Source organism: Sporosarcina luteola (assembly GCF_023715585.1).
GTDB lineage: Bacteria > Bacillota > Bacilli > Bacillales_A > Planococcaceae > Sporosarcina > Sporosarcina luteola_D.
Map to the genome: position 1 here is coordinate 64,478 of NZ_JAMBOK010000003.1, position 21,815 is coordinate 86,292.

Annotated in this window: 19 protein-coding genes; 13 read left to right on the plus strand and 6 right to left on the minus strand. The window is 45.4% G+C overall.

Translation table 11 applies throughout. From position 1 onward, the window contains the following. The first annotated feature begins 259 nt into the window (after window positions 1–259). The 3 genes from M3193_RS13135 (at window position 260) to M3193_RS13145 (ending at window position 3,836) form a co-directional block, all read left to right on the plus strand. Entirely contained in the window at window positions 260–970 is a 711-nt protein-coding gene (locus M3193_RS13135; protein ID WP_251628453.1) for an endonuclease V, read from the plus strand. Between the two features lie 184 nt (window positions 971–1,154). Next, complete coding sequence (locus tag M3193_RS13140) at window positions 1,155–1,544, plus strand: hypothetical protein (RefSeq protein WP_251628455.1); 390 nt, start codon at window positions 1,155–1,157, stop codon at window positions 1,542–1,544. Between the two features lie 192 nt (window positions 1,545–1,736). Then, a complete protein-coding gene (locus M3193_RS13145) occupies window positions 1,737–3,836 on the plus strand; it encodes an ATP-dependent Clp protease ATP-binding subunit (RefSeq protein ID WP_251628457.1) in 2,100 nt (699 codons plus the stop codon). 168 nt (window positions 3,837–4,004) lie between these two features. Here M3193_RS13145 and M3193_RS13150 read toward each other — a convergent pair whose 3' ends face one another. Beyond that, complete coding sequence (locus tag M3193_RS13150) at window positions 4,005–4,460, minus strand: CoxG family protein (protein WP_251628458.1); 456 nt, start codon at window positions 4,458–4,460, stop codon at window positions 4,005–4,007. Between the two features lie 316 nt (window positions 4,461–4,776). On the opposite strand from M3193_RS13150, the gene M3193_RS13155 reads away from it, so the two are divergent. Both M3193_RS13155 and M3193_RS13160 read left to right on the plus strand, forming a co-directional pair. Next, window positions 4,777–5,217: a cell wall hydrolase gene (locus M3193_RS13155; protein ID WP_251628460.1), complete on the plus strand. Its 441-nt coding sequence runs from the start codon at window positions 4,777–4,779 to the stop codon at window positions 5,215–5,217. Between the two features lie 254 nt (window positions 5,218–5,471). Next, window positions 5,472–6,080, plus strand: coding sequence for an FMN-binding negative transcriptional regulator (locus tag M3193_RS13160; protein WP_251628462.1), 609 nt, complete (start codon window positions 5,472–5,474; stop codon window positions 6,078–6,080). Between the two features lie 53 nt (window positions 6,081–6,133). On the opposite strand, the gene M3193_RS13165 is transcribed toward M3193_RS13160, so the two are convergent. Next, window positions 6,134–7,366: an MFS transporter gene (locus tag M3193_RS13165; protein WP_251628464.1), complete on the minus strand. Its 1,233-nt coding sequence runs from the start codon at window positions 7,364–7,366 to the stop codon at window positions 6,134–6,136. A gap of 216 nt (window positions 7,367–7,582) precedes the next feature. Between M3193_RS13165 and rlmD the strand changes: the two genes are divergently transcribed. Continuing rightward, on the plus strand, window positions 7,583–8,953 hold the full coding sequence (rlmD, locus tag M3193_RS13170) for a 23S rRNA (uracil(1939)-C(5))-methyltransferase RlmD (RefSeq protein ID WP_435372051.1): 1,371 nt from the start codon (window positions 7,583–7,585) through the stop codon (window positions 8,951–8,953). A gap of 169 nt (window positions 8,954–9,122) precedes the next feature. Here rlmD and M3193_RS13175 read toward each other — a convergent pair whose 3' ends face one another. Together M3193_RS13175 and M3193_RS13180 are read right to left on the minus strand one after the other, a co-directional pair. Next, complete coding sequence (locus M3193_RS13175; RefSeq protein ID WP_251628468.1) at window positions 9,123–9,854, minus strand: Bax inhibitor-1/YccA family protein; 732 nt, start codon at window positions 9,852–9,854, stop codon at window positions 9,123–9,125. 112 nt (window positions 9,855–9,966) lie between these two features. Then, the gene (locus M3193_RS13180; RefSeq protein ID WP_251628470.1) at window positions 9,967–10,740 is read right to left on the minus strand and encodes a 2-keto-4-pentenoate hydratase; all 774 of its coding nucleotides are present in this window, start codon (window positions 10,738–10,740) and stop codon (window positions 9,967–9,969) included. A 159-nt stretch (window positions 10,741–10,899) separates the two neighbouring features. Here M3193_RS13180 and M3193_RS13185 point away from each other — a divergent pair, with 159 nt between their 5' ends. The 7 genes from M3193_RS13185 (at window position 10,900) to M3193_RS13215 (ending at window position 18,182) form a co-directional block, all read left to right on the plus strand. Further along, the gene (locus tag M3193_RS13185) at window positions 10,900–12,309 is read left to right on the plus strand and encodes a SulP family inorganic anion transporter (RefSeq protein WP_251628473.1); all 1,410 of its coding nucleotides are present in this window, start codon (window positions 10,900–10,902) and stop codon (window positions 12,307–12,309) included. A 13-nt stretch (window positions 12,310–12,322) separates the two neighbouring features. Then, entirely contained in the window at window positions 12,323–12,736 is a 414-nt protein-coding gene (locus M3193_RS13190) for a universal stress protein (protein ID WP_251628475.1), read from the plus strand. Between the two features lie 536 nt (window positions 12,737–13,272). Beyond that, window positions 13,273–14,022: an SDR family NAD(P)-dependent oxidoreductase gene (locus M3193_RS13195; protein ID WP_251628477.1), complete on the plus strand. Its 750-nt coding sequence runs from the start codon at window positions 13,273–13,275 to the stop codon at window positions 14,020–14,022. A gap of 13 nt (window positions 14,023–14,035) precedes the next feature. Beyond that, window positions 14,036–14,770 carry an SDR family NAD(P)-dependent oxidoreductase gene (locus M3193_RS13200; RefSeq protein ID WP_251628479.1) on the plus strand — a complete coding sequence of 245 codons (735 nt, stop codon included), beginning with the start codon at window positions 14,036–14,038 and terminating at the stop codon, window positions 14,768–14,770. Between the two features lie 100 nt (window positions 14,771–14,870). Then, window positions 14,871–15,284 carry a MarR family winged helix-turn-helix transcriptional regulator gene (locus tag M3193_RS13205; RefSeq protein WP_251628481.1) on the plus strand — a complete coding sequence of 138 codons (414 nt, stop codon included), beginning with the start codon at window positions 14,871–14,873 and terminating at the stop codon, window positions 15,282–15,284. Between the two features lie 376 nt (window positions 15,285–15,660). Next, window positions 15,661–16,884 (plus strand): hypothetical protein, encoded by a 1,224-nt coding sequence (locus M3193_RS13210; protein ID WP_251628482.1) that lies wholly within the window; start codon window positions 15,661–15,663, stop codon window positions 16,882–16,884. Between the two features lie 65 nt (window positions 16,885–16,949). After that, window positions 16,950–18,182, plus strand: coding sequence for a Zn-dependent hydrolase (locus tag M3193_RS13215; protein ID WP_251628484.1), 1,233 nt, complete (start codon window positions 16,950–16,952; stop codon window positions 18,180–18,182). A gap of 411 nt (window positions 18,183–18,593) precedes the next feature. On the opposite strand, the gene M3193_RS13220 is transcribed toward M3193_RS13215, so the two are convergent. Beyond that, entirely contained in the window at window positions 18,594–20,276 is a 1,683-nt protein-coding gene (locus M3193_RS13220) for a M20/M25/M40 family metallo-hydrolase (RefSeq protein ID WP_251628486.1), read from the minus strand. 22 nt (window positions 20,277–20,298) lie between these two features. Continuing rightward, entirely contained in the window at window positions 20,299–21,663 is a 1,365-nt protein-coding gene (locus M3193_RS13225) for an alanine/glycine:cation symporter family protein (RefSeq protein ID WP_251628488.1), read from the minus strand. Window positions 21,664–21,815 lie beyond the last annotated feature (152 nt).

The following is a 21,815-nucleotide window of genomic DNA, read 5'->3' on the forward strand; positions in this document are numbered from 1 at the left end:
GTATGAATGTTGGAGGAGGGGATTGTGGACTCATTGGTCCCTGTTGTGGGAAATATCCCATGTAATTTCACTCCTTTAGTTAGGTTCTCAACAATATATGTTGAGAAGAAGTAAAAGGATTATTTAACGCGTAAACTATAGGTCATGAAATAATATACTTCAACGGGTGAGCAAAGCTTAAGTAGCAAGAGAATAGATGTATTTAACTGTTCGCCAGGTACACTTTTCAAAAATATTCGTTGAGGAGATGTGGCGGAAATTGATAATTCATCAAATACATCCGCTCAACATTCATCCTGACGAATTCATTTCCATCCAAGAGAGGCTGGCGGTAGAGATTGATGTCAGCCAACCGCTTTCCCTCCATGATCTCCGAATCGCGGGTGGCGTGGACGTCGCCTATGCAAGTGTGAATGGAAAAGAGATGGGTTTCTGCCATATCGCAGTTTTCGATTTGGCTACAATGGAGATCATTGAGCGGGCAGATAGCATCGGCTGCATCACCGTTCCCTACATGCCTGGCTTCCTTGCATTCCGTGAACTTCCTTTGATCATCGATGCGGCGAGACAGCTGAAGAATGTGCCGGACCTCTTTCTTTTTGATGGCAACGGAATCCTGCATCCGAGAAAAATGGGAATCGCGACACATGCATCCTTTTTTCTGGGCGCTCCGACAATCGGCGTTGCCAAAACGTATTTTAAAGTAGGCGATTCGGAAGTAACGCCACCCGGGCGGGAGAAAGGCTGTATGACAGATATTGTCGTAAGCGAGGAAACGATCGGCCGGGTGCTTCGAACGTCAGAAGGTGTAAAACCGGTCTTCATTTCCCCTGGTAATCAAATTAACATTGACTCCTCGACAAAGATTGCCCTTGCGCTGACAGGGTCTGAAAGCAGAATACCGATACCCATTCGCGCGGCGGATATCGCAACAAGGGTCATGCGGCGTGACTGGGAAATGAATCAATGATTAGTGGCAGGCACTTTATATTAAATTGTCATAAATGTGTGGCGCACAGGCACCGACAAAGTGAAATTACAATGATTGGCGAATAAGGAAGGAGTTACGAGTACACGTGCATAAGGTATATGCAAAATTCATTTTACCAATCCGCTTTTCGTAGGATGAAGGATGAAGAGGGGAGGTGTAAAAGTTGAAAACGGGGTTGTTGCATATTTGCAGGCTGTTTTTAGGTGTTATGTTTTTGGGGGCGGGGATTAATGGCTATTTTGTCGTATTCGGATGGGAGCCATTCATTGCGACGAGTCCTGAGGCGATGGCGTTATTCGAATTCAACTATTTATTGATCCCGGAAAAATCGTTGGAAATCATTTGCGGGATGCTGCTGCTCGCCAATCGATTCGTCCCATTGGCCATTGTTGTATTAGCTCCAATTGTCACTAACATCTTCTTGCTCCACTTGTTCCTCGATCATTCATTGCTTGTACTAGCCGTCCACCTAGTCCCTTCCCTCAGCTATTTGTTGTATTCTTACAGAAAAAACTTCATCGGGATATTGGAAAAAAATCCGAATCCATCTTAGGGATGTGTGTTCGCTTGTAATTCAAAAACGGTGCTGTTTTTAGCGTCAGGTTGATGACGTTAAAAATCCAGTGCCTTTTTTAGTTAATCAAGCAGATACCTTGAAAGTCAAAAAAGGTCAGTGTATAATTAGGTATAGTCAAAGATGGTCAAGGTCAGAATGAAAAACGAAAAAACGAGGAGGAAATAGCTTATGAAATGTCAAAATTGTGGTAGAAACGAAGCGACTATGAGCTTTCGCCTTCAAGTGAATCAACAACGTATGCAGATGCATATGTGTCATACATGTTTTCAAGAGATTCAAGGACAGTTAAACGCAGGCAATGCAAATCAGTTTTTCCAAGCGAACGGCAACCCTCAAGCTCATACGCAAGTTAGAGAAGCCGATGAAAATCCAGGGAACGGCTTGTTAGACCAACTTGGCAAAAACATTTCGAATGATGCGAAGGAAGGTCAAATCGACCCGGTCATTGGCCGTGATCAAGAAGTGAAGCGAGTTATTGAGACATTAAATAGAAGAAACAAAAATAATCCGGTGCTCATCGGGGAACCCGGTGTCGGTAAAACAGCGATTGCAGAAGGACTCGCAGTGAAAATTCATGAAGGCGATGTCCCGGCAAAACTGTTGAACAAACAAGTTTACGTGTTAGATGTCGCTTCACTTGTGACGAACACAGGAATCCGGGGTCAATTTGAAGAGCGGATGAAACAATTGATCGAGGAGATCGAAAATCGGAAAGATGTCATTGTGTTCATTGACGAAATCCATCTTCTTGTCGGTGCAGGTTCAGCGGAAGGCTCTAAAATGGATGCGGGGAATATCCTGAAACCGGCATTGGCGCGGGGCAGCATGCAGCTCATCGGAGCGACGACGTTGAAAGAATACCGTCAAATCGAGAAAGACGCTGCACTTGAACGTCGTTTCCAGCCGATTATCGTAAAAGAGCCTTCTATGGAAGATGCGATTACAATTCTGAACGGAATTAAAGACCGTTATGAAGCTTTCCATGAGGTCGTTTATTCCGATGAAGCGATCCGGGCATTCGTCACGTTATCACAACGCTATATCCAAGACCGGTTCTTGCCGGACAAGGCAATCGATTTAATGGATGAAGTTGGGGCACGCTTGAATCTTAAACACTCTTCTGCAGACGCAGATTCAATCGAAAAACGGTTGGAAGAAGTCGTCCTGGAAAAAGGACAAGCTGCAGAAGCGGAAGACTATGAAAAGGCGGCAGCGTTGCGTCAAGAAGAAATTCAGTTGCGTCAACGATTAGAAGAAGCCCAACAAGGCGGAAAATCCTTCATTGAAGTGACTGTTGAAGAGATTGAGGAAATTGTAGAAGAAAAGACAGGCATTCCAGTGACGAAACTGCAAGCATCGGAACAAGCGAAAATGAACGACCTTGCAGCCAATCTGCGAGCTAAAGTGATTGGACAGCAGGAAGCGGTTGAAAAGATCGCAAAAGCAATCCGCCGGAGCCGTGCAGGATTAAAATCAAAAACCCGTCCAATCGGATCGTTCCTATTCGTCGGTCCAACGGGTGTTGGTAAGACGGAGATCACAAAAGTGTTGGCGGAAGAATTATTCGGTTCCCGAGACACGTTAATTCGCCTTGATATGAGTGAATACATGGAGAAACATGCCGTGTCTAAGATCATCGGCTCCCCTCCAGGTTATGTAGGGCATGAAGAAGCGGGCCAATTAACGGAGCAAGTCCGTCGTAATCCGTATTCGATCTTGCTGCTTGACGAAATTGAAAAGGCACATCCTGATGTTCAGCATATGTTCCTTCAAATTATGGAAGATGGTCGCTTGACGGATTCGCACGGTCGGACAGTCAGCTTCAAAGACACGGTCATCATTATGACAAGCAACGCCGGGACAGGCGAGAAGAGGATCAATGTCGGGTTCAATCAAACCGCACATGAATCAGTCTCCATGCTCGAATCGCTTGGAGATTACTTCAAACCTGAATTCCTCAACCGTTTCGACGCAATCGTCTCCTTCAATGAATTGACAGAAGACAATCTGCTCGAAATCGTCGACCTGATGCTTGTCGATTTGGAAGAAGCGATTGAAGAAAACGACATTGCGATTTCAATTTCACCTGAAGCTAAACAGGAATTGGTGAAGCTCGGCTACGACAAACGCTTCGGAGCGCGGCCGCTTCGCAGAGTCATTCAAGACAAAATCGAAGATCCACTCACAGATCTCATTTTGGAAGAAGACCAGATCGAAAACGTCCATGTAGACGTTGTCGATGAAGAAATCGTTGTCAGCAAAGCATAATTGTGTGAGAATTGTTTGGGTGCCTGTGGAGCACACAATTCAGTAAATACACTACAATTGCATAAAATAAATGAAGAAGCCAACCGTATCAACATTCGGTTGGCTTCTTGCTGTATTTATATAGATTTTGATGAATTGTCATAAATGTGTGGTGCACAGGCACCGGTTTTAGATTCTCTTCAACTCAATACTAGTAATTTCTTCAGCGATGGCTTTTGTTAAGTCGGTGGCTGTTTTTGGGACGAAGGATTTCAAGATCGCGTTTACCATTGGTCCCGTTACCCCTTTTGCGGTGATGTCCAAGTTCCCGGTCATCTCTGTTTTGGAGTCCGAGATGGCGGCAGCTTTAAAATAACCGTTGCCCACAAAGTTTTCATTCAATCCTGTCAAGTTGAATGTGACGAGTGAAGGCTCTTTCCATTCCGTAATGTCGATCCGCAATTTAACGGTTTTCTGCATAATGCCGATGTCGCCTTTAAATGTCCACGTCGATTGCTTGTCATTCAAGAGTTCATGTTGGATATATCCCGGGACGAGAGGTGCCCACCTGTTCATATCGCTTACAAAATTCCACACCTTTTCAATCGGGATATCCAGTTCTGTCGCATGTGTTCCGCTAGGCATGTTATCCTTCCTCCTTTAGTAAGCTAAAACAATCTCTTCGCTGCTTATAGTACGCGCTGGTGTGCTGCCAATATGCATCCCAGACAAAAGCCAATTGTTAAAGCCGGACCGTTTGTGCCCAAGTATTGCGCATGTAGAGGCACTGCAACAAGCTTTAAATCTATTTGACTATTCCCTTAAAGTGATTGAAGGAAACGGAGTGAGCGGCCTTCGTTTTGCGCTTTTGCAAACCGCGCTAGCCGTGCCTACATTCTTATTTCGTTAAAAATGACATTAGTCCGGGCCATCTTTCATACAATATAGTTGAGGTGAATAGATGCCAAGAGTTAAATACCGTGAAAACGATGTCGATTTAATGGCAAGGATGATGAGAGCCGAAGCCGAGGGTGAAGGACAACAGGGGATGCTATATGTTGGCAATGTAATTGTTAACCGCGCTGTTGCAGATTGTTTAGATTTTCGTGATGTCAGGACAATTAATGACGTCATTTTTCAGGTGCAAGGAGGAAATTACTCATTTGAAGCTGTTCAAAAGGGGAATTTATTTTATCAACGAGCGAGAGAAACTGAGAGAAGACTAGCAAGACGGAACTTGGAAAATTGGAGACAGCATCCAGCGAAATTCGCTCTTTGGTATTTCAATCCATTCGGTCCTTGTCCTCCAACCTGGTACAACCAACCTTTTACCGGCCAATTTAAGCTTCATTGTTTTTATGAACCGATTGCAGGGACATGTGAAAGCGTTTATAACGGCTAAGTTGTCTAGTGGTAGAATAGAAAAGACCGGATGCTGGTCCATCCGGTCTTTTTCTTGTTTCAGAATTGTTTGGGTGCCTGTGCAACACACAATTCAGATTATACACTACAATTGCATAAAATAAAACGGGAATCCAGTTATAGCAGTGTTCTGTTGGCCAATTTATACATGTTTATAGATTCAGACGAATTGTCATAAATGTGTGGTGCACAGGCACCGACTTTGTTACGCTCTACTAAGAGAGGGGGAGTTAGATGTATATTCCAAAGTACTTTAAGGTTACTGATGTTGAGGAGATCCGAGGTTTTATTCAAGAGAATTCTTTTGGCACGATTGTCACGACGAAAAAGGGGAAACCGATTGCTACCCATTTACCTTTCGGGTTCACGAGAGAAGGTGATGACTTCTACATTACCGGGCATATGGCTTATGGCAATCCCCAGTGGCGGACGTTTGATGCAAATGATGATGTTCTCGTTATGTTTCAGGGGCCGCATGCCTATATTTCTTCTTCCTGGTATTCTCATGAAAATGTGCCGACGTGGAATTATCAAGCGGTCCATATATATGGCAAAGCAAGCATCGTAGAGCAAGATGAATTAATTAAGGGCTTAACAATCATGCTGGAGAAGTATGAGGGGCATCGCGAAAACCCCGTGTTATGGAATACACTTTCCCCGAAACTCCTGGAAAGTGAACTGAAAGGCATCGTCGGATTTAAGATAAAAGTAGAGGAGATTCAGGCTGCCTATAAATTAAGCCAGAATCGTAATGAAACGGACTATCAAAACATTATCGAGAAGCTTCGAAACGAAGGAAGTCCACAATCGCAACAAGTGGCGGAACAGATGGACAAGAAATAAAGCCCCTGACACATCTTCGTGTCAATCATAGAAAAAGACAAAGTGTGAATGAATCACGCTTTGTCTTTTTTCAAGACGACTGTATATAAAAACAAAACGGGCATGATGAAGCAGGCACTTGCCAGGATCGCCGTTTTTACCGCAAACCGTGATGCGATCACCCCGATAATCGGACCTCCGCCAATTTGACCAATCGCGTCGACTTGGCCTTTGACCGAAAAGAAGGTTGCCCGTGTCGAGGAATCCGAGATGATTTTATTCAACCAAATGTCCTCCAATGGGTACATGACTTGCCTTGTCACTTCGATCATGACGTAACAGACGAGCAAACTGATGACAACGGCGGAGAATGCAAATCCGATGAGTGAAGCGACAATCAGAGAGCTGCCAATGAAAAGGGCAATGTAAATATGCCGCAAATTCAAATGGATCGTACTTCGGTTCATAAAGTGAAGAACCGTGAAGGAAAGTAGGACGACGATGAATTGCAGTCCGCCCATAAAGAGGACAAGCTTTTCATTCGAAAGTGAAGACAAAGCGGATGCGTCAATGAAGTGCGTCATCCATAATCGATCGAAGCCTTCACTGTACAAGCCGATGAACAACGTAATAAGAAGCAGCATTCTCATGACAAAGCTCGCTTTGGAATAAACAACGATTTTCTTCATATTCCCCTTCATGCTTTTCCACGCTGAAACCCGTTCGCCTGTCCGCAAAGGCTTGAAATTCTTCTCTTCCATGAAAAACAGTAAGTAGATTGCCAGTCCGAGCATGCAGATGCCGCCGATGATGATGGGCAAGTGAATCATGAAATAACCGGTTAGGATGCTTAAAGGAATAGCAATGACTTGCCCAAGTTTCCCGAACTTCGCTCCACGAATGAATGCGAGAGACGCCCGTTCTTCCCCGATTTCATCCGCAATCCAAGCCTGCTGGGCACCGCTTGTAAATGTGTACCCGATGCCCCATGCAATTTGCGAGAAGATGACAGCCGCAAATAGAGGGAACATCCCTTCCATCATAAATCCGAATCCGATTAAGAAATAGCCGATGACGAGCGAAAGTTTTCGACTTTTCACGTCTGCCAGGACGCCAGTCGGAATCTCAAATAGGAAAACCGTCAGTTCCAAAACGGTACCGACCAAAACAAGCTGAAGCGGATCGAGCTTAACAATTTGCACATGGTATAACAAATTCACCGTAAAGATGAACGTGAAAAACAGTTGCGATAAAAAGCATGTGAACAAGTAAACTGTATATGGATCTTTTTTGTTGAATGTTCCCATAATCTTCCCCCTCCATATGATTATAGGGAAAGTGCACCGTCATGTCTGTTCTAATTTGCGATTTTCATATGGAATGAAGATTCATTTTCATTCCGCTCAAATTCCGTTATAATAGGACAGTTGAAGAAATTATAAGCCGTTTGAAGGCGGCTGCTTAATAGATGAAGGAAATATTGAAAGGGGAATCATGACTTGACCGTTATCATAGGAGAAAGAATGGTTGCGGAAATTGACCACTTGGACAGAAAAGGAAATGGACAGGCCGCAATTTGGCGTGAGAATGAATTGGGCAACAAGAGAAAGTTGAAGCTCGTCATTCCGCAAACATTGCCGGGGGAGACCGTGCAAGTTACTGTGGAGGATCCGACCTTGAGATGGAGTAAGGTGCTGCCTGAAGAAATCTTGGCCGCGAACCCGGACCGTATCGAGGCGCCTTGCCCGCATTTCGAACTTTGCGGCGGCTGTGTCTGGCAGCATTGGAGCTACGACGGCCAGCTGAAGCATAAGACGGAACATGTGAAAAAGGCGTTGGAAAACGTGGGAATGAATCCGGATCTCGTTCACGACACGATTGGCATGGACGAGCAGTGGCATTACCGAAATAAAATGGAATTCACCTTCTCGCCTGAAGGGAACCTCGGGCTGCATGAACAGGGGAATTTCCGCAACATCATCCCGCTAGAAACATGCTTGATCGCCGGTCGGAATATGGTCGACGCGACAATGGAAGTGAGCGAGTGGGTGAAAGAGTTTGGCCTGCCAGGCTACAACAAAGATACGCATGAAGGACTGCTGCGCCATTTGATGGTGCGTGAGTCGTTTGAAACGGGCGAAATTATGCTTGCATTGTTTGCAACGGAAGCGCCTGCTGGTGATTTTGCGGCTGCGGCGGAAAATTTGATTGACCGGATCACGAAAAACTATCCGAACGTGAAAAGCCTCATGTGGTTTGTGAACACGGATTTGGCGGACCGTACACAAGCCGAAGAGACATTCGTGTTGGCCGGCCGGGACTTCATTTATGATGAGCTGGGCGGATACCGCTACCGACTTTGGTTCGATACGTTCTTCCAGACGAACCCCGTGCAAGCGCAGAAACTGGTTGAGCTGGCACTGGAGATGGGCAATCCGCAGGAAGACGAAAAAATGATCGACCTGTTTTGCGGCGTCGGGACATTCTCACTTCCGTTCGCAGCGCGCGTGAAGGAATTGGCGGGCATTGAAATTGTCGAGACATCGATTGAATCCGCAAAACGGAACGCGGTTGACAATGATCTGCATAACACGACATTCCTTGCCCGCGATGCGCGTAAAGGAATCGATGAAATACACGAAAGCTGGGGCTTGGCGGATCTGTTATTGGTCGACCCACCACGGAGCGGTGCTGGCGGCAAAGTGATGCGCCGGATCGGCCGCGCCCAACCGAAGCGAATCGTCTATGTATCATGCAACCCGGACACATTCGCAACGGACACAGCGGAATTGCTGCAATTCGGCTACACACTCCAAAGCGTGCAGCCGGTCGACCTCTTCCCGCACACCGTGCACGTGGAACTCGTCGCGCTGTTGACGTTGGATGAAAATTGATTGAATTGTTTGGGTGCCTGTGCAGCAAACAATTCAGATTATGCACTACAATTGAATGAAATAAAAACAGAAGCCAACCATATCAACATTCGGTTGGCTTCTTTCTGTATAACGATAACTACTAATGAATTGTCATAAATGTGTGATGCACAGGCACCAGATTTCTCTCCTATTTATTACTCCGCAACTTCGATAGCAGCCGCAGGATCTCAAAATACAGCCATACGAGCGTGACCATCAGGCCGAATGCGCTGTACCATTCCATATACTTGGGTGCCTGTTGCTCCGCTCCCTTTTCAATGAAGTCAAAATCGAGCACAAGATTCAATGCCGCGACAACGACGATCCCGACCGAAATCAGAATGCCGATGAGCCCCGTTTCATGGATGAACGGAATTTCCATGCCGAAGAAGCGAAGGACGAAATCGGCCAAGTACACGAAGAAGATGGCCCCAGTCGCAGCGACAACCCCGAGCTTGAAATTCTCGGTCACCTTGATCACTCCCGACCGATACGCGAGCAACAGTGAAAACAGAGTTCCAAGCGTCAACAGAATCGCCTGCGTCGTAATTCCCTCAAACTCGGATTCGAACATTGCCGAAATCCCGCCGATCGCCAAGCCCTCCAAGAGCGCATAAAGCGGAGCCGTATATGGAGCCGCCTTTTTCACGAAAATCGTAATAAGCGCAACGACAAACCCGCCGCCAAGCCCAATCCAGATGAGCGCCTGAATATCGTTCCCTGCAAAATACTGATGCCATGTAAAAACCGCAGTCGCACATAGCAATAAAAACAGGATGAACGTCTTGTTCACAGTCCCTTGAATGGTCATCGACATCCCGTCGTCTGCCCGCAAGCCCTTAAACGTATTCTCCCCTAAACTCGGATTCGCCGATCTCATCATGCATCCCCTTTCTGTATACCAAAATAGACTAGTAGTTGAGTATACGGGGGAGGGGCGTTATAGTTTCAGGCAATCCGAATAACAAATCGAAAGTCACGTGGGAATTCATTCAAACAAACGTAATTTTAACCTCGCCAACCGCTGAATACGTGACGTTATACGTTCCTTCCTTTGCAACAAGCGGCGAAATGAAAGTCCCCGAAGAGATGACCATGCCTTTCCGCAGCGCTATATCTTTCTTCGCTAGTTTTTCAGATAACCAAGCAACGGATGACACGGGATTGCCGAGCACGGCTGAAGAAAGACCATCCCCAATCTTTTCACCGTTATGAAACAGCTCCATTTCAATGCTTTCAAATTGGTTGAAAGTCAACGGTTCAATCGGGTCGGATAAGACGACAAGTCCAGTTGCGGTATTATCGCAAAGCAAGTCCGCCAAAGAGAAATTCGGGAACCAATCGATATAACGGGCATCCGGAATTTCAATGCCTGCACAAATTTTGCTCTTCCGAATGATTTCCTCTTCACCGGCATTCAGTGACAAATCCTCCTGCAAAATAAACATAATCTCCGGTTCGATCAGCGGGTCGAATAAAGAAGAAAGCGCGATCGTATCTCCGCTCTGTTGAATATGTGTTGAAAGAAGCGTGCCGTATGCCGGCTCATCGGTGTTCGCGATTGCCTGCGTTTCAGCACTCGTCATACTGATCTTATAGCCGGCAATTTCAGCGTTATGTAAGTCCATTTTTCTCTTAATGAGTTCTTCCTGCACGAAATAGGCGGTCTCTTCATCTACCTTATAGTCGTGGCGGATAAATTCAATTGGCTGCTTTGTCTCATGTGCATGATAGATCTTATTCACAATCTCATCCATTTTAATCATCGGAAGAACCCCCCATTTAGAATTGTTTAAAAGCAAATGTACTATATTTTTAGATTTTAGTAAAGGTGGCGATAATTCAATGTATTGGTGAAGGGCACCAAGACCGCCGTGTCTGTTATAATTAGGACGATTTATAATGCAACCAGAGGAGAACTACATATGCATACATTGAAACAACAATGGTTCGGAAATATCCGGGCCGATCTATTAGCAGGAATCGTCGTAGGGCTCGCGCTCATCCCTGAAGCACTTGCCTTTGCGTTCATCGTAGGAGTGGACCCGCGTGTCGCACTCTACGCTTCATTTACAATCGCTGTCATCACTTCATTTGTCGGCGGCCGCCCTGGTCTGATATCAGCGGCAACCGGCGCAATGGCGCTGGTCCTCGTCAACTTGATGGCGGATCACGGCTTGCAGTATGTATTGGCGGCAACTGTCTTAACCGGAATCATTCAATTCATTCTCGGAAGATTTGGAGTCGCGAACTTAATGCGCTTCATCCCGAACTCCGTCATGCTCGGCTTCGTGAATGCGCTCGGCATCATGATCTTCATGACCCAACTGCCATACTTGCGAGGGCATGGCGCAATGACCTTTATTTTTGCAATCGCGACATTGGTTTTGGTCTACGCGGTCCCGCGTTTTATTAAAGCGATCCCCGCGCCACTCATTGCGATTGTCGTTATGACGGGCATTGCACTCCTTACCGGTGTATCGCTGCAAACAATCGGCGATCTAGGAAGGATGCCAAGTTCACTGCCGACGTTTTTCCTTCCGGATATTCCGCTGAATTTGGAAACGCTGAAAATCATCTTCCCGTATTCCTTGGCGTTGTCGATTGTCGGTCTGCTCGAATCATTGCTCACTTCCCAAGTGCTCGATGATATGACAGATACGCCGAGCGATAAAAATCGGGAGGCGCGCGGACAAGGGATTGCGAACTTCATTACAGGGTTTTTCGGCGGAATGGCAGGGTGCGCGTTGATCGGCCAATCAATGATCAATATCAAATCAGGCGGACGCGGACGGTTATCGACATTCACAGCAGGTGTCTTCCTCATGTTTCTGATCATCGTTTTGGGCGACGTGGTCGTCAAAATTCCGATGCCAGTGCTTGCGGGAGTGATGATCATGGTCGCTGCGACGACATTCAACTGGGGCTCGTTCAAGTTCCTCAAGCAAGCGCCGAAAACGGAATCGATCGTCATGCTGATTACCGTCGCGATCATTCTGTACACCCATAATCTAGCGATTGGCGTCGTCATTGGTGTCGTTTTGAGCTCGCTATTTTTTGTCTCCAAAATATCCCGTGTGACTGTGACTTCGGATGCGGGCATATATAAGGTTAAAGGGCCGCTGTTTTTCGCATCGACGACAAAATTCATCCAGTCATTTAACAACGTCATGGAAAAGGAAATTTGTATCGACTTTGAAGACAGCCAGCTATGGGACGAGTCCGCTGTCGGTGCCATAAGTAAAGTGAAGGGGAAGCTTGAGGAAGAAGGGATTTCTGTGACAATCCGAGGGCTCAATTCATCGAGTGAACAGTTATATGAGAAATTACAATGAGGGAGGAATGTTCATGAAAATTGCGGTCGCGATCGACGGTTCGGAAAATGCGCTGCGTGCTGCAAAACATGCCATTACGCTCGCCAAACACTTTCCGGAGTCGCAATTGGAGTTCATCTATGTAGCGGATTTTACTAAAGCGAAAGACGAACGGCTTTTATCGCAAAGCGAAGAAAGCCTCCTGCTGAAACGAAAGCAGAAAGTCGACCCAGTTTTGGAGCTGGCACGCAATGCCGGCGTAAAAGCGAAATTGACCATGCTGAAAGGAGATCCAAGCCAGGAAATCATCAAATACGTGAATACCGAAGCGATGGACCAACTCGTCATCGGCAGCCGGGGGTTAAGTACATTTCAGGAAATGGTCCTCGGCAGCGTCAGCCATAAAGTGATGAAACACGTCAATTGCCCAGTGACCGTCGTGAAATAGCGTTCATAGAAATGATGACGATTATGCTATACCGCGAGCACGTCCCTGCATATTTCCAAAACACATTTCGTGAAGTAGGTGCCCGTGAAGTAGGTGCCTGTGCAGCACACTATTCAGTTAATACACTACAATTGCATAAATTATTTTAAGAAGCCAGCTATGTAAACAATTCACTGGCTTCTTTTTGTATGAATATACTTTTCATCGAATAGTCATAAATGTATCGTGCACAGGCACCCGATCAATTCTGACAATACACTACAATTGCATAAAATAAATGATGAAGCCGATCGTTTCAATAAACGTAAGGCTTCTTTTCGTATTTATATAAATTTTAATGAATTGTCATAAATGTGTGGTGCACAGGCACCTCATTTGGGCACCTAATTTGAGTCTTTCATAGTTGCTATTTCTCTGCTTGTGTATTAATATTTAGTTAAGAAACAATTAGACGTCTAACTATATGAGTACGATATGACAGGGGACTATCCAGCAACTAGCAAGGTATTCATGACAAACAATAAGGAGAGTTTAGCATGAGATTACAAGGGAAAGTGGCAATCGTTACAGGAAGCGCATCAGGAATCGGCAGGGGAATAGCGCTTGCGATGGCGAAGGAAGGCGCACATATTGCGGTTATTGATATTAATGAAGAAAAAGGGCAAGAGACGTTAAAAGAATTGAACGAGCTTACGGAAAGCATGCTGTTTATCAAAGACATTTCAAAACCCGAAAACGTCACTGAGATTGTACAAGCTGTCGTAGCAAAGTTCGGTAAGTTGGACATCCTTGTGAATAACGCCCATGCGTCCCGACAAGCTCTATTCGCTGAGACGACGATGGAGATGATTGACTTGTCTTTCGGGACAGGCTTTTATCCGACATTCCATTTCATGCAAGCTGCGTATCCTGAGTTGAAGAAGACAAAGGGTAAAGTCATTAACTTCGCGTCAGGCGCAGGTTTGGACGGCCAGCCGACACAGGCATCTTACGCAGCAGCGAAAGAAGCGATACGCGCGATTTCACGTGTGGCGGCGAATGAGTGGGGTCCTGAAGGCATCAATGTAAACCTTATTTCACCAATCGCTTTGACACCGGGCGTGGCAGCATGGGCTCAAAGTGCACCAGACATGTTTGAAGCGATGATCAACCGCATTCCATTGCGCCGTTTAGGGGATCCGGAAGGCGATATCGGCCGCACAGCAGTGTTTTTGGCGAGCGACGATGCGAACTATATTACAGGACAAACAATTATGGTTGACGGCGGTTCTATTAAATTACGCTAAGGAGATGCTCAACATGGGTAAATTAGTCGGAAAAGTAGCGATTGTAACAGGCGGAGCTTCAGGCATCGGTGAAGGAATGGTCGACCTGTTCCAATCGGAGGGTGCGATTGTCATTGCAGCGGATATTAACGAAGTAGCTTTGCAACGTGCAAGTGAAAAGGAAAACGTGCATGGCATGAAGTTGAATGTAGCGTCTGATGAAGAGTGGGCTACGTTTGCAAACAAAGTGAAAGAAAAATTCGGCCGCATTGATATTCTTGTGAACAATGCGGGGATTTCCTCTGAAAAACCGTATACGGAAATCGGCATGGATGATTGGCAAAAAATGATGGCGATCAACAGCTTCGGTCCATTTGCAGGCATGAAGCATGTAGCGCCGATCATGGCTGAACAAAACAGCGGTTCGATCGTTAATATTTCATCTTACACGGCGCAAATCGGGCAAGGGTTTAACCATTACTCTGCATCCAAAGGGGCTGTCCGTGCAATTTCCAAGGCGGCAGCGACAACTTTCGGCCGTCAAGGTGTGCGGGTAAATGCGCTATTCCCTGGAATTATTGAAACGCCTATGACGCAAAACCTAAGCGCATCCAAAGAGTTGCTTGACCAACTCGTACGCGCAACGCCTTTACAACGTCTTGGAAAGCCGGCTGATATCGCCAATGCAGCGCTCTTCTTGGCAAGTGATGATTCTTCTTATATTACAGGCGCAGAAATTGTCATCGACGGCGGATTCTCCGCACAGTAATTGAATAAGGAAATTTTGAATGAACCTAAATCATCGAATTTAGGTTCTTTTTCTTGTATATGATAAAATGGTATTGCTTATTTAGAAAGTAGGAGAAGAAATGAAGGAAGAAACAATCTTTGACATCATACACAATATGGACAAGTTCACGAATAACTTGATCATTCAATGGAATAAACTATTCAATGAAGATTTGGGTGTATCCCATATACTCCTTCTCGGCCATTTAGCTTCCAACGGGAAAAGCCGGCCTTCTGATATCGCGAAAGTACTTGGGCTGACCCCTCCCACGGTTACTCACTTAACAGAGAAACTTGTAAAAAAGGAACTTGCCGTTCGCTCTACTGATGAAGAAGACAGACGCATTGTCTACTTGACGATTACAGAAGCGGGAAAAGAAGTCTTACAACGCGCAAACCTGGAAGGCCAAGTACTAAGAAGAAATCTATTTGAAAAACTAACATCTGAGGAGCAACAGCAAATGCTCCGTATTTATCAAAAGTTGAATGAGTAACACTAGTTTTTTAGGATTTTTTTGGTGCCTGTGCAGCACACTATTCAGTTAATACACTACAATTGTATAATTAAATTTGGAAAGCCAGCTAGATAAACAATTAGGCGGCTTCCTTTCGTATAAACATACTTTTTATGGAATAGTCATAAATGGGTGTTGCACAGGCACCCAATCAATTCTGACAATATACTACAATTGCATAAAATAATTGGGGAAGCTAACCGTATCGACAATCGGTTGGCTTCTTTCGGTATTTTTATAATATTACTTGAATAGTCATAAATGTGCGTTGCACAGGCACCTGAGAAAATACATACCAATGAGTGTCTGAATGTTGGTATAATTAATACAGCGATAGAGTGAGGAGAGGGTATGGGTGGAGCAAGGAAGGTTTGAATACGACCGTAACCGATTTAACCTCTCTGAATATCTAGTTGCGGACATGTTTCTTCTATCCTATATTTTCATTTTCATCTTAGGAAAGACAGGTTCGGCAATTCCGTATATCTGGCTTCTTATCTCAATAGCTGGCGGAATTGCGTCTTATTTTATATTTTATTCCCGAAAGTATTCATTGGGACTCGGTATTGGACTAGCAGTAGGTGTAACGGTGCCCTTGTTTCTATTCGGGGCACCGTTGTTGACTACATTGATTTTTTTCGTATACGTGTACTGGAGAATTCAAGCTAACTTTAGCGGGTCTCGAATTCATGGATGGCCATTTATAACTGTTGGTAACACAACGGTTTTCATCTTATCCTGCTTCCTAGCAAGATTGCTTTTTGTCAATGATCATCATGAGGAATTACTGCAACAACAGCTAATTCTCTACTTGCTAACCTCATTTCTGTTTTATTTTATTCGCATGGTCACAATAGCGATAATTGGTAGGCGGTTAGGCAATTTTCAAGTAAGAGAAGCTGGAAAAGTTTTCAGCATCATCATAGGGCTAGGTGCTTCTGTCTTTTTCATTGTGCTGATTGCGCTGGAACCTGTGAGGTTACTATTTATCAAAACAACGGGCTTTCTATTTGGCGGGGCATTTATGATTTTCTTAAAAGGAATAGATCCAATTTTGGAGTTTATGAGGGGACTTGCCGAAAAGCAAGGCGAAGACATCACTGAAGAAAATGAATTCCATTTTATCGGTTTTGAAGAGCGTGAGGCCACATCCTCATTATTTGAATACTTGTCAATTGCATTTGTAGTAACTGTTCTCGTCATTATCACTGTCGTTCTTATCGTGATAAAGAAAAACAAACGTTATAACGACAGACAGGAAGCTTACTTTTTTTCATTTAAAGGTAAAAGGGAACGTGAAAAAGAGCAAGGAAAGATGTTGTATGATTACTCAACAGCCAGAGATGAAGTGCGAAAATCATTCGAGCGATTCGAGAAGGAAGCGCAAAAGCATAAACTACAGCGGTATCATGAGGAGACCGTAAACGAGTGGTTTTCACGCATGGGGTGGGAGAATGACGAAAATATCTTGTCGGTGTACAATGCTGTTCGATACGGCTCGCATACGCCTTCGGAGAGTGAGCAAAACAATTTTATCGGTGCACTGACAAGCATGAAGAAAAGTTTTTTCGTGAAGTAAGTTTGAGAATGTTGTAAGACGGATTAGTAGAAGAGATAGTAAGTAAATGAAATTGGGGGATGGCCATGAAGCTGGATCGTTTGCGTCAGTCATTTGAAGAACTTGCACGATTTACAGATGAAGGGGAAGGCATCAATCGGCTGGCCTACACCGCGACCGAGCGGAATGCGCGCGATTATCTGATCAAGCAATTGGAACTTGCGGGGCTGACAGTGCGGATCGACTACGCAGGAAATGTCATTGCGCGACGGGAAGGGCGTTCTCCTGATTTGCCGGCTGTTGCGACCGGCTCGCATATCGATTCCGTCTATGCGGCAGGTGAATTCGACGGGACAGCGGGCGTTCTTGTTGCACTGGAAGTGATGCGTTCTCTCACGGATGAAGGCGTGGAGACGGAGCACCCGCTTGAAGTCATCATCTTTGCTTGCGAGGAATCCGCCCGCTTCGGTGCATCCACTCTAGGAAGCAAAGCGATGACAGGCCGTCTGGATCCGGCGTACACCCGGTCGCTCACTGACAAGAACGGAATTACGCTGGCGCAGGCATTCGAAGAAAACGGGCTCGATTTGGAAGAGGTCCATTTGGCAAGGCGATTCGGAGATGAAATCAAAGCGTTCGTCGAGCTCCATGTCGAACAGGGTCCTGTGCTCGAAAAACAGGGGAAGGCGATTGGCATCGTCTCTGCCATTGCCGCACCGATCCGCTTTCATGTACATGTCGGCGGGACAGCGGATCACTCCGGAACGACGCCGATGGATTACCGTCATGATGCGTTACTTGGAGGCGCGGAAATCGCCCTTGCCGTTGAAAAGGCCGCACTCGCGGAACTGGAGCATGGTACGGTCGGCACAATAGGTGTCTTCTCCATAGAGCCGGGCGCGATGAATGTAGTACCGGGAGCTGCCGATATGTACGTCGACATCCGAGGGACAAACCGCGAATCACGCCAGCGGGTTGTCGATGCACTCGAAACAGCTGTCAACGACGTCGCGAAAACACGGGGCTTGGACATATGGATTGACGAAATTTCAGAGGAAGAACCTGTACAAATGGACAGCACAGTCGTCGCCGAATTAAAAGCGATCTGTGAAGAAAGAGGAGTGGCATGGCTCGAAATGCCGAGCGGCGCGGGGCACGACACGATGAACATGGCTACACTTTGTCCAACCGGCATGATCTTCGTCCCGTCAAAAGACGGACTTAGCCATAATCCAGCCGAATACACATCAATGGAACAACTCATGGCAGGGGCGGAAATACTGCTCGCGTTCATGTTGAAACAAGCAAACGCAATTTAAGTAGGTTTTTAGATGAGGAATCAGGCGGTCGTGATGCAATATCAGGTGTTTCAGGCGGGAGTTCAGGCGGTCGTGAGGTAATATCAAGCGGTTCGGCCGGATAATCAGGCGATTAGTATAAATAATTCAACGGAAAAGGGCATCTCCCAATTGAATGGGGAGTATGCCTTTTAACAGTTAGGTATATCAAACAAAGAACTTGAAAGTCAAAAAGGTCAGTGTATAATAAAGTCGTAGATCAAAGATAGTCAAATTCAGTTAACATAAATGCACGAAAAAGTAAAACCCCTTCATAGCCGTGAAAAGGCTTGAAGGGGTTTTGCTGTTTTTACAAACAGTCCCAGTCTCGAAAAAGTTTCATCATGGGGTAATCTCCCTTATACCGGTCAAAGGGGAGCCGTTTATATACTTTTACACTAATTCTAACGACTGATCTTCAGACGCCTTTTCGAGCATACGCATGGTTGTTTTGCGGATCAACAAAGGCAAAACTCCGAATGAGTAAGGTTTATAGACACGTTCCGTCCATTTATGGCCGTCTTTTCCGTAGACACCTATATTTACGGATGGGATGTTCAATTTTTGAATGGTATGGAATGGAATTGTGTAAATGTTGTCCCATTCCGGCAAATTGTGAACAAGTGGTGCCAGTTCTTCCTCTGCCTCATGAATCGATAGAAAACTGCCATCTGCCAAATAAGGGAAGAATTTTTTTAACTCAAAACACTCGTCTGTCAGTTCACCCATTTCTTCCAGCACTTCCGCAATGGAAGAGTGGATCTTTTTATCACGAGAAACATCCGTCTTCAAATAATTATGCGGAAGGAACGGCGGTGCGAAGAATAAAATGACCCGAGCTTTTTTTTCAGGATCGGCTTCCTGCAAGGCGCTGACGATAGAGAAACTAACATCTCGTAAATCGCCAGACTTCTTTGCAAGCGCTTCGTCGATAATCGGTTTCACATTGACGCCACGCTGAATCAAATATTGTAAGTACTCATCATAAGTAGTCACGTCAATTTCCCATGACAAATCTCGGGAAGGCAATCCGGTAAACTCGATATATTCTTCAAACTGTTGCTGCAAGTAACGCTCGGTTTCCTTACATGCCTCTCTAGCTTCATGCAACAATTTCCCGAGTATTTGCTCGGGAGTATCTTCATAAACGAAATAGTTGAAGTAAAGATGACTGCTAATCGCCGTTTGAACCGTATAAAGCTTCTTCGTGTCGCGTTGTTGTAGACAAGTCGGCGGCAGAACAAGCTCCCCGGGAATTTTTTCCGCAAGGGCATATCGGTTATGGATCCGTTCCGTCAATTTGGCAGCAATGAAATTCGGATCAATACCTGATAGTGTGTCACCAACATGTACTTCTTTACCGTAAATATGGAAGCAAGGAAGGATCTTGCCTGCGGCTCCCGTGTAAATATATCGGTTTGAATCGCCGTCATACAAAGGAGTGATGAAATCAGTATTGATAGCGGTGACAAAATCAAGACCCTGTTCCGCTTGGAGTCGATTTAATTCGGAAAGGGCACCGATAATGCCACGGTGTTCGCTTTCTTCATCCCCATTGCATAGGAGGAGAACATTACCGGTCAGTTCTTCTGGATGTTCTGTAAAGTATAGAATATTCGTAATATGGACAGCTGCACCACTTTTCATGTCCACAGAGCCGCGTCCGAACATCCAATCGCCTGAAAGTGCCTCCTGTTGGATTACTGGATCATTTTCATATCCACGGAAAAAATCTTCCATTGCATCCGTAGAAAAAGCATCCTTTTTCAAAGGTCCGAAATCTTCGACAGCAACCGTATCAATATGAGAATGGTATAAGACGGTTTGCTTCGAGAGTTTTTCGCCTTTTACTAAAGCGAAGACATTTTGACGGCCAATCGGATCACCTTCAATCGTCTGGAGCCAGAGATGTTCGGGATGTTCTTCGAAATATGGGAATGACCGAAGTATCCGATAGATCTCCTGAACAATCTCCACCTCACCAAGTGTCCCGTTAATGCTATTGATGCTTACCAAATGACGAGTCAACATCTCGACCTGTTGTGATAATTCTAAATTTCTTAGCTGATTGTACATATTTCTTGCCTCCTTAATTGATTCATTTTTTTCGTTCGATCGGATAGAGATTCATAAAATAGTCGTTTGTAATTTCTTTCACTTTACCGCTCAAGAATAGAACAGCGATGACGTTCGGGATGACAACAAAAGCGAGCAATAAATCGAGGAACTGCCAGATGAACTGCAATCCTCCGACTGCACCGACGATAATGGCACCGATATAAATGAAGCGCATCACCTTGGAGAATGTTGTCCCGAAAAGGAACTCAGCCTGCTTTTCACCATAGAAAATGATGACGACTACTGTGGTGATGACGAATAGGAATAGCGTTGCTGAAACGATAGTCCCGGCAAGTGATGAACCGAATACTGGCACAAACGCTTCTGTCACCATGGATGAGGCATCATCCGGTGACATGGTTTTCCAGACGCCAGACGTCAAGACGACAAGGGCAGTAATTGTACAGACGACGAGTGTATCGACGATTACTTCGAACACACCCCAGAATCCTTGTTTCGCAGGATGATTCGTAATGGCTGCTGAATGGGCAATCGGCGCCGTTCCCATACCTGCTTCATTGGAATAAAGCCCCCGGGCAAGGCCCCAACGAATGGCAGCCGCTATGCCAGCGCCGGCAAAACCGCCCGCCGCCGACATCGGCCGGAACGCATATTCAAAAATCAGTCCGAACGCAGTTGGAAGTTCTTTTATATTCGAAACAATAACAACAAGTGCAGCAACAAGATAAATGACAACCATGAGTGGTATCAGCTTCTCCGACACTTTTCCGATTGTTTTAATTCCACCGTAAGTCACCAAGACAACAAGAAGTGCAACAAGAGTGCCCGTAACAATAGGAGACAAGCCAAACGAACCTTTCATCGTTGTTGCGATGGAATTGGATTGCACCATCGTACTCGCTACAATTTCAATCATAAGTGCAAATGCAAAGAAAGAAGCGACCTTTTTCCAGCCGAGTCCTTTTCGTATGTAATACATTGGGCCGCCGACATATTCACCGACCTCGTTTTTCTCCCGATAGTGCATTCCGAGAACGACTTCCGAATACTTGGTTCCAATCCCGATAAGAGCGACAAGCCACATCCAGAAAATTGCCCCCGGTCCGCCGAGTGCGATAGCTACCGGAACCCCGACAATATTCGCTGCACCCATTGTGGAAGCAAGCGCACTTGCCGTCGCTTGAAATGGAGTCAACGTACCGTCCCCTTCACTTTTTGAAAATATCTTGCCGAAAGTCTGCTTGATAATATGCGGGAAGTAGCGGAATTGGAAGAAACCAAGACGCACCGTCAAGAAAACGCCACCTCCGATGAGAATGACCATGATCGGTATCCCCCATATGAAATTTGAAATATCCGCGATGAACTTTATGAACCCTTCCATTTCTCCCATCCTCTCTATTTCTCTCTTTAGAAAGCGCTTTCACTTGTCGTGTTGAAATTCCGCATTGTGGAATTAATTCTACATAGTGAAATGTTAATATTATTTTAGTTCTGTCATTGGGTGGATGTCAACCAATTTCTCTTTTATTTTGG

Excerpts from the sequence above, each read along its gene's own strand:
- M3193_RS13145 (WP_251628457.1), top strand. The coding sequence starts at position 1,737 with ATGAAATGTCAAAATTGTGGTAGAAACGAAGCGACTATGAGCTTTCGC.
- M3193_RS13150 (WP_251628458.1), bottom strand. The coding sequence starts at position 4,460 with ATGCCTAGCGGAACACATGCGACAGAACTGGATATCCCGATTGAAAAG.
- M3193_RS13155 (WP_251628460.1), top strand. The coding sequence starts at position 4,777 with ATGCCAAGAGTTAAATACCGTGAAAACGATGTCGATTTAATGGCAAGG.
- M3193_RS13160 (WP_251628462.1), top strand. The coding sequence starts at position 5,472 with ATGTATATTCCAAAGTACTTTAAGGTTACTGATGTTGAGGAGATCCGA.
- M3193_RS13165 (WP_251628464.1), bottom strand. The coding sequence starts at position 7,366 with ATGGGAACATTCAACAAAAAAGATCCATATACAGTTTACTTGTTCACA.
- rlmD (WP_435372051.1), top strand. The coding sequence starts at position 7,583 with ATGGTTGCGGAAATTGACCACTTGGACAGAAAAGGAAATGGACAGGCC.
- M3193_RS13175 (WP_251628468.1), bottom strand. The coding sequence starts at position 9,854 with ATGAGATCGGCGAATCCGAGTTTAGGGGAGAATACGTTTAAGGGCTTG.
- M3193_RS13180 (WP_251628470.1), bottom strand. The coding sequence starts at position 10,740 with ATGATTAAAATGGATGAGATTGTGAATAAGATCTATCATGCACATGAG.
- M3193_RS13185 (WP_251628473.1), top strand. The coding sequence starts at position 10,900 with ATGCATACATTGAAACAACAATGGTTCGGAAATATCCGGGCCGATCTA.
- M3193_RS13190 (WP_251628475.1), top strand. The coding sequence starts at position 12,323 with ATGAAAATTGCGGTCGCGATCGACGGTTCGGAAAATGCGCTGCGTGCT.
- M3193_RS13195 (WP_251628477.1), top strand. The coding sequence starts at position 13,273 with ATGAGATTACAAGGGAAAGTGGCAATCGTTACAGGAAGCGCATCAGGA.
- M3193_RS13200 (WP_251628479.1), top strand. The coding sequence starts at position 14,036 with ATGGGTAAATTAGTCGGAAAAGTAGCGATTGTAACAGGCGGAGCTTCA.
- M3193_RS13205 (WP_251628481.1), top strand. The coding sequence starts at position 14,871 with ATGAAGGAAGAAACAATCTTTGACATCATACACAATATGGACAAGTTC.
- M3193_RS13215 (WP_251628484.1), top strand. The coding sequence starts at position 16,950 with ATGAAGCTGGATCGTTTGCGTCAGTCATTTGAAGAACTTGCACGATTT.
- M3193_RS13220 (WP_251628486.1), bottom strand. The coding sequence starts at position 20,276 with ATGTACAATCAGCTAAGAAATTTAGAATTATCACAACAGGTCGAGATG.
- M3193_RS13225 (WP_251628488.1), bottom strand. The coding sequence starts at position 21,663 with ATGGAAGGGTTCATAAAGTTCATCGCGGATATTTCAAATTTCATATGG.